13 protein-coding genes and 1 pseudogene are annotated in these 13,903 nt (G+C 71.6%); all 14 read left to right on the plus strand.

Annotation, left to right across the window (positions count from 1 at the left end; genetic code table 11):
* Nucleotides 1–10 precede the first annotated feature (10 nt).
* Nucleotides 11–823 (plus strand): tryptophan 2,3-dioxygenase family protein, encoded by an 813-nt coding sequence (locus AB0J72_RS25640; RefSeq protein ID WP_363402787.1) that lies wholly within the window; start codon nucleotides 11–13, stop codon nucleotides 821–823.
* Entirely contained in the window at nucleotides 823–2,040 is a 1,218-nt protein-coding gene (gene kynU / locus AB0J72_RS25645; protein ID WP_363402789.1) for a kynureninase, read from the plus strand. The genes AB0J72_RS25640 and kynU overlap by 1 nt, the downstream gene beginning before the upstream one ends.
* Complete coding sequence (locus tag AB0J72_RS25650) at nucleotides 2,037–3,350, plus strand: NAD(P)/FAD-dependent oxidoreductase (protein WP_363402791.1); 1,314 nt, start codon at nucleotides 2,037–2,039, stop codon at nucleotides 3,348–3,350. The genes kynU and AB0J72_RS25650 overlap by 4 nt, the downstream gene beginning before the upstream one ends.
* Nucleotides 3,347–4,801 carry a 2-hydroxymuconic semialdehyde dehydrogenase gene (locus AB0J72_RS25655; RefSeq protein WP_363402793.1) on the plus strand — a complete coding sequence of 485 codons (1,455 nt, stop codon included), beginning with the start codon at nucleotides 3,347–3,349 and terminating at the stop codon, nucleotides 4,799–4,801. Before AB0J72_RS25650 ends, AB0J72_RS25655 begins: the two co-directional genes overlap by 4 nt.
* Nucleotides 4,798–5,598: a fumarylacetoacetate hydrolase family protein gene (locus AB0J72_RS25660; RefSeq protein WP_363402795.1), complete on the plus strand. Its 801-nt coding sequence runs from the start codon at nucleotides 4,798–4,800 to the stop codon at nucleotides 5,596–5,598. Before AB0J72_RS25655 ends, AB0J72_RS25660 begins: the two co-directional genes overlap by 4 nt.
* Nucleotides 5,595–6,476, plus strand: a complete 882-nt coding sequence (locus tag AB0J72_RS25665; protein WP_363402797.1) for an acetaldehyde dehydrogenase (acetylating) — start codon at nucleotides 5,595–5,597, stop codon at nucleotides 6,474–6,476. Before AB0J72_RS25660 ends, AB0J72_RS25665 begins: the two co-directional genes overlap by 4 nt.
* A complete protein-coding gene (gene dmpG, locus AB0J72_RS25670) occupies nucleotides 6,473–7,486 on the plus strand; it encodes a 4-hydroxy-2-oxovalerate aldolase (protein ID WP_363402798.1) in 1,014 nt (337 codons plus the stop codon). Before AB0J72_RS25665 ends, dmpG begins: the two co-directional genes overlap by 4 nt.
* On the plus strand, nucleotides 7,483–8,205 hold the full coding sequence (locus AB0J72_RS25675; RefSeq protein ID WP_363402800.1) for a 4-oxalocrotonate decarboxylase: 723 nt from the start codon (nucleotides 7,483–7,485) through the stop codon (nucleotides 8,203–8,205). Before dmpG ends, AB0J72_RS25675 begins: the two co-directional genes overlap by 4 nt.
* Nucleotides 8,205–8,633, plus strand: coding sequence for a RidA family protein (locus tag AB0J72_RS25680; RefSeq protein ID WP_363403046.1), 429 nt, complete (start codon nucleotides 8,205–8,207; stop codon nucleotides 8,631–8,633). The genes AB0J72_RS25675 and AB0J72_RS25680 overlap by 1 nt, the downstream gene beginning before the upstream one ends.
* Nucleotides 8,626–9,144 carry a 3-hydroxyanthranilate 3,4-dioxygenase gene (locus AB0J72_RS25685; protein WP_363402802.1) on the plus strand — a complete coding sequence of 173 codons (519 nt, stop codon included), beginning with the start codon at nucleotides 8,626–8,628 and terminating at the stop codon, nucleotides 9,142–9,144. The genes AB0J72_RS25680 and AB0J72_RS25685 overlap by 8 nt, the downstream gene beginning before the upstream one ends.
* Nucleotides 9,141–10,130: pseudogene (locus AB0J72_RS25690) on the plus strand (amidohydrolase family protein); the annotation flags it as partial. The gene AB0J72_RS25685 and the pseudogene AB0J72_RS25690, both read left to right, overlap by 4 nt.
* Nucleotides 10,131–10,390: 260 nt before the next feature.
* Nucleotides 10,391–12,025, plus strand: a complete 1,635-nt coding sequence (locus AB0J72_RS25695; protein WP_363402804.1) for an ABC transporter substrate-binding protein — start codon at nucleotides 10,391–10,393, stop codon at nucleotides 12,023–12,025.
* Complete coding sequence (locus AB0J72_RS25700; RefSeq protein WP_363402806.1) at nucleotides 12,026–13,036, plus strand: ABC transporter permease; 1,011 nt, start codon at nucleotides 12,026–12,028, stop codon at nucleotides 13,034–13,036.
* A complete protein-coding gene (locus AB0J72_RS25705; protein ID WP_363402808.1) occupies nucleotides 13,036–13,893 on the plus strand; it encodes an ABC transporter permease in 858 nt (285 codons plus the stop codon). Before AB0J72_RS25700 ends, AB0J72_RS25705 begins: the two co-directional genes overlap by 1 nt.
* The last annotated feature ends 10 nt before the right edge of the window (nucleotides 13,894–13,903 follow it).

Genomic DNA, 13,903 nt, shown 5'->3' on the forward strand with positions numbered 1-13,903 from the left:
CGATAGGGCTGTGAGTGGTCTCATCCTGGAGTTTCCCGATCAGGTCCCATACGACGCGTATGTCCATGCCGGCACGCTGCACTCGCTCCAGCAGCCGCTGAGCAAGGACCCCGGCGAGATGTCCTTCCTCATGGTCAGCCAGGTGATGGAGCTGTGGTTCGGGCTGGCGCGGCATGAGCTGCGCGACACCCAGCGGCTCCTGCGCGAGGATGACGTGTGGGGCGCCATCGCCACGCTGCGGCGCATCAGACTCCACCTCGACGGGCTCATCGCGGCCTGGAACGGGCTGCGCTGGATGACGCCGTCCGACTTCAACCGTTTCCGCGGACAGCTCGGCGAGGCGTCCGGGTTCCAGTCTGCGATGTACCGCCACCTGGAGTTCCTGCTGGGGCTCAAGAGCGAGTCACTGATCCGCCCGTTCAAGCGGCAGGCCGACCTGTACGACGACCTGAGCGTCGCGCTGGCGGCGCCGAGCGTGTGGGACGACGTCATCGCTTTGCTCGCCCGGCGCGGCTTCGACATCCCGGCCGACGTGCTCACCCGCGACCACGCGCAGGAGTACGAACCGTCGCCGGCCGTCGAGCAGGCCTGGGTGGAGATCTACCACGACGACCGCGGCGACAACCCGCTCTACGTGCTCGGCGAGGCGCTGACCGACGTCGCGGAGGCGTTCGGCGACTGGCGGTACAAGCACCTGATCGCTGTACAGCGGACAATGGGCAACAAGCCCGGCAGCGGCGGCTCCTCCGGCGCGGCCTGGCTGACCCGCAGCATGGCCAAGGTGGTCTTCCCCGAGCTGTGGTCCGCACGGACGGTGATCTGATGGAGCACGCAGAAGACGAGGCCCGGCGGCTCGACGCCGCGGATCCGGGGCACCGGGAGCTGTTCCTCGTGCCGCCGGCCGAGGGCGGCGACCACCCCGAGACGGCCTACCTGGCCGGCAACTCGCTGGGCCTGCAGCCCGGTGCGGTGCGTGGTGAGCTGCTGCAGGAGTTGGACGCGTGGGCCCGGCTCGGCGTCGAGGGGCATCTGGAGGCCGAGCGGCCCTGGCTGCCGTACCACGAGCTGCTGCGCGAGCCGGCCGCCCGCCTGGTCGGCGCACTGCCGGCCGAGACGGTGGTGATGAACTCGCTGACCGTCAACCTGCACCTGCTGATGGTCTCGTTCTACCGGCCGGAGGGCGCGCGCACGCTGATCGTCGTGGAGGACACGGCGTTTCCGTCGGACAGCTACGCGGTGCGCAGCCAGGCGGCCTTCCACGGCCTCGACCCGGACCGGACGGTGGTGCGCACGAACGACCCGCTGGCGGCGATCCGCGAGCACGGCGACCGCATCGCGCTGGTCCTGCTGGGCGGGGTCAACTACCTCACCGGCGAGCTGATGGACATCCCGGGGATCACGGCGGCGGGGCACGCGGCCGGCGCCGTCGTCGGGTGGGATCTGGCGCATGCGGCCGGCAACGTTGAGCTGCGGCTGCACGAGTGGGGCGTCGACTTCGCGGCTTGGTGCTCGTACAAATACCTCAACAGCGGGCCGGGAGCGGTGGCCGGCGCATTCGTGCACGAGCGGCACACCGGCAGCGCCCTGCCCCGGTTCGAGGGCTGGTGGAGCACCGAGCCGGCGACCCGGTTCGAGATGGCACCGGTGTCCCGGCCGCCGCGCACCGCCGACGCGTGGCAGGTGTCCAACCCGCCGATCCTCGCGATGAGCCCGGTGCGCACCTCGCTGGAGCTGTTCGACGCGGTGGGCATGCCGGCGCTGCGGGCGCGTAGCGAGCGGCTCACCGCATACCTGCAGTCACTGCTGGACTCGATCGGCGTCGAGGTCGTGACGCCGCGCGACCCGGCCCGGCGCGGCTGCCAGCTGTCGCTGCGCGTCGCCGACGCCGGCGGGCTGAGCAAGACCCTGCGGCACCGGCACGGGGTGATCGCCGACAGCCGCGAGCCCGACATCGTGCGGCTCGCCCCGGTGCCGCTGTACTCGACATACCACGACTGCTGGCGGGCCGCCGCCGCGATCGCGCACGAGGTAGGGGCATGACGGACGTCGCCGTGGTCGGTGCCGGTCTCACCGGCAGCCTGCTCGCCTGCTTCCTGGCCCGGCGCGGGCACACCGTGACCGTGTACGAGCGCCGCCCCGACCCGCGCACCACCAGCGCGGAGCGCGGCCGGTCGATCAACCTGGCGCTGTCGGAGCGGGGCATCGACGCCCTGCGCCGGATCGGCCTGCACGAGCGGGTGCTCGTCGACGCGCTGCCGATGCGCGGGCGGATGATCCACCCGGTCGCCGGCGACCTGGACTTCCAGCAGTACAGCCTCGACGGGCGGCGGGCGATCAACTCGATCAGCCGGGGCGCGCTGAACAACGCGCTGCTCGACGCGGCCGGCGCCACCCGCGGGGTGAAGATCGTCTTCGAGCACCGGCTGACCGGGCTCGACCCGCTGGTGTTCACCACGCCGGCCGGCGAGGTGAAGGCGACCGCCGACGTCGTCATCGGCGCCGACGGCGCGGGCAGCGCGGTGCGCGGCCAGCTGCTCGGCATGGGGCTGCTGGACGAGTCGGTCGACTTCCTCGACTACGGCTACAAGGAGCTGACGATCGCGGCGGCCCCGGACGGCGACTTCGCCCTGGACCCGGGCGCGCTGCACATCTGGCCGCGCGGCACGTCGATGATGATCGCGCTGCCCAATCCCGACCGGACGTTCACCTGCACGCTCTTCTGGCCCAACGGCGGCACGTCGAGCTTCGCGTCGCTGGGCAGCCCGGCCGCGATCGAGCGGCACTTCCGGGCGGTCTACCCGGATGTGGTACCGCTGATGCCGAACCTGGTCGAGGACTACCGGCTCAACCCGGTCGGTCTGCTCGGCACGGTCCGCTGCGGGCCGTGGCAGGCGGCGACGCCGGGCGGCCCGGTCGGCCTGATCGGCGACGCGGCGCACGCGATCGTGCCGTTCTACGGGCAGGGCGCCAACTGCGGGTTCGAGGACTGCGTCGTGCTCGACCGGGTGCTCGACGAGTCCGGCGACGACTTCGCCGCCGCGCTGCCGCTGTTCGATGCGCGGCGCCGCGACGACGTCGAGGCGATCGCGACGATGGCGCTCAACAACTTCGTGGAGATGAGGGACAAGGTGGCCTCGCCGGTGTTCCAGCTCGGGAAGAAGCTCGAGCACGCGCTCGAGCACGCGCTGCCCGGCCGGTACGTCTCCCGCTACGAGCTGGTCTCGTTCAGCACCACGCCCTACGCGCAGGTGCGGGACCGGGTGCGGCGGCAGCACCAGGTGCTCGGGGCGGTCGGCGCGCTCGCGCTCGGCGTGCTCGGCGCCGCGTTGGTGAAGGGGTGGCGGCGATGACACTGCGGCACTTGATCGGCGGGCGGTTCGTCGAGACCGGTCGCACGTTCCCGAAGCTCAGCCCGGTCACCGGCGACCTCGTCACGCAGGTGTGCGAGGCGGACCGCTCCACCGTGGACGCCGCGGTGGCCGCGGCGCGGGCGGCCGTGCGCGGCCCGTGGGCGCGCACCAGCGAGCTGGAGCGCGCCGCCGTGCTGCGCCGGATCGCCGACGAGCTGGAGCGGCGCTTCGACGACCTGGTCGCCGCCGAGGTCGCTGACACCGGCAAGCCGGTCGGCCAGGCCCGGACGCTCGACATCCCGCGCGGCGCGGCCAACTTCCGGGCGTTCGCCGACATCGTGGCCGCGGCGCCGGCTGAGGCGTTCAGCACCGTCACCCCGTCCGGCGGGCGCGCCCTCAACTACGCGGTGCGTAAACCGGTCGGCGTGGTCGCGATCGTCGTGCCGTGGAACCTGCCGCTGCTGCTGCTGACCTGGAAGGTGGCCCCGGCGCTCGCGTGCGGTAACGCGGTCGTGGTCAAACCCTCCGAGGAGACCCCCTCCTCGGCGACGGTACTGGCCGAGGTGATGGCCGCCGCCGGCGTGCCCGACGGCGTCTTCAACCTCGTGCACGGGTTCGGGCCGGGCTCGGCGGGGGAGTTCCTCACCCGCCACCCGGACGTCGACGCGATCACGTTCACCGGCGAGTCCGCGACCGGTTCGGCGATCATGCGGGCCGCCGCTGACGGGGTGAAGGCGGTCTCGTTCGAGCTCGGCGGGAAGAACGCCGGCCTGGTGTTCGCCGACACCGACCTCGACGCGGCCGTCGCCGGCTCGGTGCGCTCCAGCTTCACCAACGGCGGCCAGGTGTGCCTGTGCACCGAGCGGCTGTACGTGCAGCGCCCGGTCTTCGACGAGTTCGTCACCCGGCTGGGCAAGGCGGCGTCTGACCTCTCGTGGGGATGGCCGCAGGACGAGGGCACCGGCACCATGCCGCTGATCTCCAACCAGCATCGCGAGAAGGTGCTCGGCTACTACGACCTCGCCCGCAAGGAGGGCGCCACGGTGGTGACCGGCGGCGGGGTGCCGACGTTCGACGACGCCCGCGACGGCGGCGCCTACATCCAGCCGACCGTGCTCGTCGGCCTCCCGCCGGACGCGCGCACCAACCGCGAGGAGATCTTCGGGCCGGTCTGCCACATCGCGTCGTTCGACACCGAGGAGGAGGCGTTCGCGCTGGCCAACGACAGCGACTACGGCCTCGCCGCGACCGTGTGGACCCGCGACGTCGGCCGCGCGCATCGGGCCGGCCTGGCGCTGGACGCCGGGCTGGTCTGGGTCAACACCTGGTTCCTGCGCGACCTGCGCTCGCCCTTCGGCGGCGTCAAGGCATCCGGCATCGGCCGCGAGGGCGGCGTCCACTCGCTCAACTTCTACTCCGAACTCACCAACGTCTGCGTGGATCTGTCATGACCGATGTGCAGAAGGCGGCCGACGCGCTGCTGGCCGCCTACGAGACCGGCACCCCGATCCCGCCGCTGCGTGGGACGGTGCTGCCGGAGGGCGACGTCGCCACGGCGTACGCCGTGCAGCGGGCCCAGGCCGAGCGCTGGGAGGCCGCCGGGCGGCGGCCGGTCGGCGCGAAGATCGGCCTGACCTCGCCGGCCGTGCAGAGCATGTTCGGGGTCTTCCAGCCCGACTTCGGCGTCCTGTACGCCGACATGGCCGTGCCCGACGGCGCCCCGATCCCCGCCGGGAAGCTGCTCCAGCCGCGCGTGGAGGTCGAGGTTGCGTTCGTGCTCGGCCGCGACCTGCCGCACGAGCAGGTCACCGTCGTCGACGTCATCCGGGCCACCGAGTACCTGCTGCCGGCGATCGAGGTGGTCGACTCGCGCATCGCCGGCTGGGACATCTCCATTGTGGACACCGTGGCCGACAACGCCTCCAGCGGCCTGTTCGTGCTCGGCACCGCGCCGCGCCGGCTGGCCGACGTCGACCTGCGGCTGTGCGGGGCCGTGGTGGAGCACGCCGGCGAGCCGGTGTCGGTCGGCGCGGGCGCGGCCTGCCTCGGCAACCCGTTGCACGCGGTCGCCTGGCTGGCCACCACGCTGGCCGCCGCCGGCCGCCCGCTGCGCGCCGGCGACCTCGTGCTGTCCGGCGCGCTCGGCCCGATGGTGCCGGTGCCCGTGACGGCCGCGGGACCGGTGTACGAGGCGCGGGTCTCCGGGCTCGGGTCGGTCCGGGCCGTCTTCGAAGGGAGCGCGGGATGACCGTGGGTGTGGCGGTCGTCGGGTCGGGCAACATCGGCACCGACCTGATGATCAAGGTACTGCGGCTCTCGGAGTCGCTCTCGATGGTCGCGATGGCCGGCATCGACCCGGACTCCGACGGGCTCGCCCGGGCGCGGCGGCTCAGCGTCGCCACGACCGCGGCCGGCGTCGACGGCCTGGTCGCCATGCCCGAGTTCGCCGACGTGCGGATCGTCTTCGACGCGACGAGCGCCGGCGCCCACCGGCACAACAACGCGGTGCTGCAGGCGCATGGCCGCCGGGTCGTCGACCTCACGCCCGCCGCGATCGGGCCGTACGTCGTGCCGCCGGTCAACCTCGACGAGCACCTCGCCGCGCCCAACGTCAACCTCGTGACGTGCGGCGGGCAGGCGACCGTGCCGATCGTCGCCGCGATCGGGGCGGTGACCCCGGTCGCCTACGCCGAGATCGTCGCCTCGATCGCCTCGAAGTCGGCCGGCCCCGGCACCCGGGCCAACATCGACGAGTTCACCGTCACCACCGCCCGTGCGCTGGAGGTCGTCGGCGGCGCCGCCCGGGGCAAGGCCATCATCGTGCTCAACCCGGCCGACCCGCCGCTGCTGATGCGCGACACCGTGTACTGCGTCTGCCCCGACCGCGACGCCGACCGCACCGCGATCGCCGCATCGGTCGAGGCGATGATCAAGACGGTCGCCGGGTACGTGCCCGGCTACCGCCGCAAGCAGGAGGTCCAGTTCTCCGCCGATCCCGAGGGACTGCTCGTGACCGTGTTCCTCGAGGTCTCCGGCGCCGGGCACTACCTGCCCGCTTACGCCGGCAACCTCGACATCATGACCTCCGCCGCGCTCCAGGTCGCCGAGAGGATGGCCGCCGCATGAACGAGCGTCTGTACATCCAGGACGTCACGCTGCGCGACGGCATGCACGCCATCGCGCACCGGTACACTGTCGAACAGGTGCGCACGATCGCCGCCGCGCTCGACGCGGCCGGCGTCGACGCCATCGAGGTCGCGCACGGCGACGGCCTGGCCGGGTCGAGCGTCAACTACGGCCGCGGTGCTGCCACCGACACCGACTGGATCGCGGCGGCCGCCGAGGCGATGACCAACGCGCGGCTGACCACGCTGCTGCTGCCCGGGATCGGCACCATCGCCGACCTCAGGCAGGCCCGGGACCTCGGGGTCACCAGCGTGCGGATCGCCACCCACTGCACGGAGGCCGACATCGCCGCCCAGCACATCGGCTGGGCGCGGGAGAACGGCATGGACGTCTCCGGCTTCCTGATGATGTCGCACATGAACCCACCGGCCGCGCTCGCCGGGCAGGCCAAGCTGATGGAGTCGTACGGCGCGCACTGCGTGTACGTCACCGACTCCGGCGGCCGGCTGCTCATGCGCGACGTCGCCGAGCGGGTCGACGCCTACCGTCAGGTGCTCGACCCGGGCACCCAGATCGGCATCCACGCCCACCACAACCTGTCGTTCGGCGTCGCCAACAGCGTCGTCGCCGTCGAGCATGGCACCGTGCGGGTCGATGCCTCCCTCGCCGGGCAGGGCGCCGGCGCCGGCAACGCGCCGCTGGAGGTGTTCGTGGCGGTGGCCGACCTGATGGGCTGGGAGCACGGCTGCGACACGTTCGCGCTCATGGACGCGGCCGAGGACCTGGTGCGGCCGCTGCAGGACCGTCCCGTGCGGGTCGACCGGGAGACGCTCTCGCTGGGCTACGCCGGGGTCTACTCGAGCTTCCTGCGCCACGCCGAGCGGGCCTCGGAGCGCTTCGGCGTGGACGTGCGGGACATCCTGGTGGAGCTGGGCCGCCGGCGGATGGTCGGCGGCCAGGAGGACATGATCGTCGACGTCGCCCTCGATCTGGTGAAGGAACGCGGATGAGCCTGGTAGAGCAGCTCGACGGGGCCGAGCGCAGCCGCACGGCGATCCCCCAGGTGGTCTCGCAGAGCGGCGCCGATGCCGACGAGGCGTACCGCATCCAGGAGGCGCTCGTGGCGCGGCGGGTGAGCCGCGGCGAACGGCTCGTCGGCCTCAAGCTGGGTCTCACCAGCCGGGCCAAGATGGCGCAGGTCGGCGTCGACCAGGTGATCTGGGGCCGGCTCACCGACGCGATGCGGATCGAGGACGGCGGCACGGTCGACGCCGGCCGGTACATCCACCCCAGAGTCGAGCCCGAGGTGGCGTTCCGCCTCGACGCCAACGGCGCGGCCACCGCGGTCGCGCCGGCCCTGGAACTGATCGACTCCCGCTACGCCGACTTCAAGTTCACGCTGCCCGACGTGATCGCCGACAACACCTCGGCGGCCGGGTTCGTCCTCGGGCCGTGGCAGCCGCTGCCGGCCGGGCTGGACAACCTGGGCGTGCTGCTGGAGGTCGACGGGCGGGTCGCCCAGATCGGCTCCACGGCCGCCATCCTGGGCGACCCCCGCCGGGCCCTCACGGCCGCGGCCACCCTGGCCTCCTCCGCGGGTGTACTGCTGGAGGATGGCTGGGTGCTGCTGGCCGGAGCGGCCACGGCGGCGGTCCCGCTCGCGCCCGGTGCGCACGTGCGCGCGGTCGTCGAGGGCCTGGGCACCGCGTCCCTGCGGGCGCTGGCGTGATCGTCGAGGGCGCGGCCCGGCCGCGCGGCCGGTTCCCGCACGTGAGGGTCGCGGGTGGGTTCGCGTTCGTCTCCGGCACGTCGTCGCGCCGGCCCGACAACAGCATCGCCGGGGCGTCGGTGGACGCGATGGGCACGACGAGCCTCGACATCCGCGAGCAGACGCGGGCCGTGCTGCGCAACATCGACGGCATCCTGGCCGCGGTCGGCGCGTCGCTCGCCGACGTGGTGCAGGTGACCACGTATCTGGTGAACATGAACGACTTCGGCGGCTACAACGAGGTCTACGGCGAGTTCTTCGACGAGACCGGGCCGGCCCGCACCACCGTGGCGGTCCACCAGCTGCCGCACCCGCACCTGCTGATCGAGATCCAGGCCGTCGCGCTGATGCCCCGTTCCAGTGACCCAGTGGAGGTCGGAAATGACTGACATGTCCCCGGTGAGCTTCCCCGACTGGCTCGCCGAGAACCAGCACCTGCTCAAGCCGCCAGTCGGCAACAAGCAGGTGTTCCCGACCGGGTCGGACTTCATCGTGATGGTCGTCGGCGGCCCCAACCAGCGCACCGACTTCCACGTGGACCCGTACGAGGAGTTCTTCTACCAGATCAAGGGCAACATGCACCTCAACGTCATGACGCCCGACGGCCCCGACACGGTGCACATCAAGGAGGGCGGGATGTGGCTGCTGCCGGGCAACATGCCGCACTCGCCGCAGCGCGAGGCCGGCTCGATCGGCATCGTGGTGGAGCGGGTGCGCGAGGAGGGGACCCTGGAGAAGTTCCAGTGGTACTGCCCGTCGTGCGGGAACAAGGTGCACGAGGTCGAGCTGCAGGTGCGCGATATCGTGGTCGACCTGCCGCCGGTGTTCCAGGCGTTCTACGAGGACGAGAAGGCGCGGACCTGCACCCAGTGCGGCACAGTGCACCCGGGCAAGGGATGAGAGTCGACGTCCACACCCACCTGGTGCCGTTCGGCTGGCCGGACCTCGCGGCCGAGTGCGGCGGCACCGGGTGGCCGTGGCTGCGCGTCGACTCCGAGCGCGCGGCGATGATCATGGTGGGTGACACCGAGTTCCGTCCGATCGGGCCGTCGGCGTGGGACGCGCCGACGCGCCTGGGGGACATGGACGCCGACGGCGTCGATCTGCAGGTGATCTCCCCGACGCCGGTGTTCTTCTCCTACGACCGCCCGCCCGGCCAGGCGGTCAAGGTCGCCCGGATCTTCAACGACCTGACGCTGAAGCTGGCCGCCGAGGGCGCGGGCCGGCTCGTGCCGTTCTGCCAGGTGCCGTTGCAGGACCCGGACGCGGCCTGCGCCGAACTCGACCGCTGCCTGGCCAACGGGCACGTCGGCGTCGAGATCGGCAACCACGTCGGCGAGCGTGACCTCGACGATCCGGGCATCGTGTCGTTCCTGCAGCACTGCGCGTCGGTCGGCGCGCCGGTGTTCGTGCACCCGTGGGACATGCCGAACGGTCCGCGGCTGGACCGGTGGATGGCCCGCTGGCTGACCGGCATGCCCGCGGAGACGCACCTGTCGATCGTGGCGATGATCCTGGGGGGCGTCTTCGACGCGGTGGCGCCGTCGCTGCGGATCTGTTTCGCGCACGGCGGCGGCAGCTTCGCCTTCTGGCTCGGCCGGGCCGAGAACGCCTGGCACCGCCGTGGCGACGTGGTCCGGGGGCGCTCGGCGCACCCGCCGTCGCACTACGTCGACCGCTTCTCGGTCGACTCCGTCGTGTTCGACCCGGCCGCCCTGCGGCTGCTGGTCGAGACGCTGGGGGAGGACCGGGTCATGGTCGGCAGCGACTACCCGTACCCCCTGGGCGAGCGCCCGGTCGGGGCGGTGGTCGAGCGGGCCGGCTTCCTGAGCGAGGCCCAGCGCGCGAAGCTGCTGGGCGCCAACGCACTGCGGTTCCTCGGACGCTGACGGGCCGCGCCCGATACCGCCACGGGAACACCGGGCCGTACGACGACGTCGTCGTACGGCCCGACGCTTTTTCGCCGCTCGGACCGCCGTTTCATGCTTGTGAAATCCTGTGAACAACCCTGCGCCGAGGCATCCCCCGTACGGCCGGACAGTGCCGCCATGAGCAGTATCTTTCCTGTTCACTGCGGGACGCATCTTGTTCACTGAACTCATGCCTGATAGAACATCGAGCAGGTCGGGCTCACAGAGGAGTGAACATGGCAGACTCTCCCCTTCTCTCCCGCCGCTCCGTGTTTCAGCTCGGCGGCGTGGGCGCGCTCCTGCTCGCCACCGGCGCCTGCGCGAGCGGCAGCAAGAACAACACCTCGTCGTCGGCCTCCGGCGGCGCCAAGTCGTCGACCCTGAAGATCGCGGTGTCCAGCTACATCAGCAGCTGGGACCAGGACTTCGTCGGCTTCGACCTGACCGCCCTGATGCTGTACAAGAACGTCTTCCCATACATGATCGACTACGGCGTGAAGACCGTCGGCGGCAGCCGGATCCTCGACACCGAGAACGTCATGCCGACGTTCGCCGAGTCGTTCGAGCCGGACGCCGAGAAGAAGGTGTGGACGCTCAAGCTCCGCAAGGGCGTCAAGTTCCCCAGCGGCAACGAGCTCAAGGCCGCCGACGTGAAGTGGTCGAAGGACCGGGCGTTCGCCGCCAAGGCCAACGTCGCCGGCATCTACCGCACGATCGGCCTCACCAAGGCCGAGCAGGTCGTCGTCGTCGACGACTACACGGTCGAGTTCCACCAGGACTTCCCGAGCGCGCTGACCAAGCAGATCCAGGCCATCTCGCTCTACGTCTTCGACTCCGTCGAGGCGAAGAAGCACGCCACCGACGCGGACCCGTGGGCCAAGGAGTGGTTCGCCAAGAACCCGCCCACCGGCGGCTACTTCAACGTCACCAAGGCCACCCAGGGCCAGGAGATCGAGCTCACCGCGAACGACGCCTACCCGGGCCCGGACCCGGCCAAGACGAAGACGATCCGCATCTCGGTCGTGCCGGCCGCCGCCAACCAGCGGCTGCAGCTGCAGGCCGGCGACATCGACATCGCGCTGGGCGCGAGCCCGCGCGACATCAAGGACCTCAAGAACGCCTCCGGCGTCGCAGTGCTCTCGGCGGCCAGCAACTCGCAGGTCGCCATCCAGATGTCGACGACCACCGCGCCGTTCGACGACGTCAACGTGCGCAAGGCGCTGGCCTGGGCCACGCCGTACGAGCAGATCATCAAGAACGTGTACGGTGGCGACGCCCGGCCGACGAAGAGCGTCGTGCCGCTGGACATGCCGGGATACTCCGAGAAGGGGTACCCGTACACGTACGACATCGACAAGGCCAAGGCGGCGCTCGCCGCGTCGGGCAAGACCTCGGTCACCTCGGAGCTGGTCTTCCAGACCGACAACGACGAGCAGCAGCAGATCGCGGTGCTGGTGCAGAGCGAGGCCCGCAAGGCCGGCATCGAGCTCAAGCTGACCCCGCTCGACCCGGCGACGCTCGCCGACCGGCGCGGGAAGAAGAACATCCCGCTGCAGATCACCTCGGGCCAGCTGTGGGTCAACGACGTCGAGTACATGCTGGCGACGAGCTTCGTGCAGGGCGCCAACCTCAACTACTCCAACTACACCAACCCGAAGATCGAGCAGATCTACCAGCAGTCGCACACCGCCGTGGACACCGGCGCGCGCAACCAGCTCTGGGCACAGGTGCAGGACATCATGGCCGAGGACGTGCCGTGGGTCGTGATCTGCCAGCCCAACTTCAACCTGCCGGTGCGCAAGTCGGTGGCCGGCTGGGTGCAGCCGATGGACGGCCTGGCCCGCCTGCGCTACCTGGGTGCGTCGGCGTAGATGCGCGTCCTCCGGTTCGTCGCCCGCCGGCTGCTCCAGCTCATTCCGGTCCTGCTCGGGGTGGTCGTGCTGACATTCCTGCTGGTCCGGGTGCTGCCCGGTGACCCGATCCGGACCATCCTCGGGCCCAACGCGACCGCCGCCGACGAGGCGGCGGCGCGGGCCCGGTTCGGCCTCGACCAGCCGCTGTGGCGGCAGTTCACCGACTACCTCGGCGGGCTGTTCACCGGGGACTTCGGCACGTCCATCCAGAGTGGACAGGCGGTCGGCAGCGAGATGGCGCTGCGGATCGGCCCCACCATGGAGCTGGTCGTGCTGGCGGTGGCGATCGCCGTGGTGATCGCCACCGTCGTCGGCCTGTGGTCGGCCCGGCACGCGAACCGGGCCGGCGACCACGGCATCCGGGTGCTCGCGCTGATCGGCAACTCGATGCCGGAGTTCTGGCTGGGCCTGGTGCTGATCCTCGTCGGCTATGCGGGCCTGGGCTGGTTCCCGGCGCCCAGCGGCCGCGTCGACCCGGACACCGACCTCACCCCGGTCACCGGCGCCGACGCGCTCGACGCCCTGCTGACCGGCAACATGCCGGCACTGACGTCGGCGCTGTGGCACCTGGCGCTGCCGGTGCTCACGCTCGTCATCGTGATCGTGGCCCCGCTGCTGCGCAGCGTGCGCGCATCGGCCCTGGAGGTGCTGCGCTCGGAGCCCTACGCGGCCGCCGAGGCCCACGGGCTGCCCGGCCGGCTGCTGCGCCGCGGCTATCTGGTGCGGGCGGCGCTGGTGCGCCTGCCGTCGCTGGCCGCCCTCGTCTTCGGCTTCTCCATCGGCTCGACGGTGCTCATCGAGTACGTCTACTCCTGGCAGGGCTTCGGCCAGTGGGCGCTGCGCGGGCTGCTCTACCGCGACTACCCGGTGGTGCAGGCCTCGGTGCTGGTGATCGCGTTCCTCTACGTCGTGGTGTTCCTGATTGCCGACGTCGTGCACGCCACGCTCGACCCGAGGGTGAGGATCTGATGTCGCTGCTGCGCACCGGCCGGCGCCGGGAGAACCGCGACGGCCGCTTCGGCACCGTCCTGGTGGCCACCGGCGCCGGGATCCTGGCCGTCGTCGCGCTGGCCGTGCTGCTCGGCCCGCTGCTCACCGCGTGGGGGCCGAACGAGATCGACGCGGCCGCACCCACCCTCGCCGAGCCCGGCGGCGCGCACCTGTTCGGCACCGACGTCAACGGCATGGACGTGTGGAGCCGGCTGCTGTACGCCGGCCGCGTCGACCTCGGCATCGCGGTCGCCGCGGTCGCCGTCGCCGTCGTGCTGGGCAGCGTCCTCGGCGTGGTCGCCGGCTACTTCGGCGGCTGGCTCGACGACGTCCTGATGCGCCTGACCGACATCTTCCAGGCGTTCCCCACATTCATCCTCGCGCTCGCCGTCGCCGCCCTGCTGGGCAGCGGGCCGGTGAACCTGACCGTCGCGATCGCGCTGGTGAACGCGCCGGCCTACGCCCGCCTGGTGCGCGCCGAGGTCCGCACGATCCGCGACCTGACCTACGTCGACGCCGCGCGCACCTCCGGCGCCTCGACGATCGGGCTGCTGTGGCGGCACGTGCTGCCCAACAGCATCACCCCGGTGCGGGTCATCGCCCCGCTCAACTGCGGCTGGGCGATGCTCACCCTGGCCGGACTGTCGTTCCTCGGGCTGGGCATCCCGGTGCCCGACGCAGAGTGGGGCGCCATGATCAGCCTCGGCACCGGCGACGTCGTCGCCGGCCGGTGGTGGACCTCGGTGCCGCCCGGCATCGCACTGCTCGTCTGTGTCCTGGGCTTCAGCCTCCTCGGCGAGGGCCTGCAGGAGCGCGCCGACCGGGTCCGACGGTGAGGAGCCGCAC

Origin of the sequence: Dactylosporangium sp. NPDC049742 (assembly GCF_040674675.1) — a bacterium.
GTDB classification, from domain to species: Bacteria; Actinomycetota; Actinomycetes; order Mycobacteriales; family Micromonosporaceae; genus Dactylosporangium; species Dactylosporangium maewongense.

What these genes read in the sequence shown, in the direction of transcription:
- kynU (WP_363402789.1), top strand. Translation starts at nt 823, where the DNA reads ATGGAGCACGCAGAAGACGAGGCCCGGCGGCTCGACGCCGCGGATCCG.
- AB0J72_RS25650 (WP_363402791.1), top strand. Translation starts at nt 2,037, where the DNA reads ATGACGGACGTCGCCGTGGTCGGTGCCGGTCTCACCGGCAGCCTGCTC.
- AB0J72_RS25655 (WP_363402793.1), top strand. Translation starts at nt 3,347, where the DNA reads ATGACACTGCGGCACTTGATCGGCGGGCGGTTCGTCGAGACCGGTCGC.
- AB0J72_RS25660 (WP_363402795.1), top strand. Translation starts at nt 4,798, where the DNA reads ATGACCGATGTGCAGAAGGCGGCCGACGCGCTGCTGGCCGCCTACGAG.
- AB0J72_RS25665 (WP_363402797.1), top strand. Translation starts at nt 5,595, where the DNA reads ATGACCGTGGGTGTGGCGGTCGTCGGGTCGGGCAACATCGGCACCGAC.
- dmpG (WP_363402798.1), top strand. Translation starts at nt 6,473, where the DNA reads ATGAACGAGCGTCTGTACATCCAGGACGTCACGCTGCGCGACGGCATG.
- AB0J72_RS25675 (WP_363402800.1), top strand. Translation starts at nt 7,483, where the DNA reads ATGAGCCTGGTAGAGCAGCTCGACGGGGCCGAGCGCAGCCGCACGGCG.
- AB0J72_RS25685 (WP_363402802.1), top strand. Translation starts at nt 8,626, where the DNA reads ATGACTGACATGTCCCCGGTGAGCTTCCCCGACTGGCTCGCCGAGAAC.
- AB0J72_RS25695 (WP_363402804.1), top strand. Translation starts at nt 10,391, where the DNA reads ATGGCAGACTCTCCCCTTCTCTCCCGCCGCTCCGTGTTTCAGCTCGGC.
- AB0J72_RS25700 (WP_363402806.1), top strand. Translation starts at nt 12,026, where the DNA reads ATGCGCGTCCTCCGGTTCGTCGCCCGCCGGCTGCTCCAGCTCATTCCG.
- AB0J72_RS25705 (WP_363402808.1), top strand. Translation starts at nt 13,036, where the DNA reads ATGTCGCTGCTGCGCACCGGCCGGCGCCGGGAGAACCGCGACGGCCGC.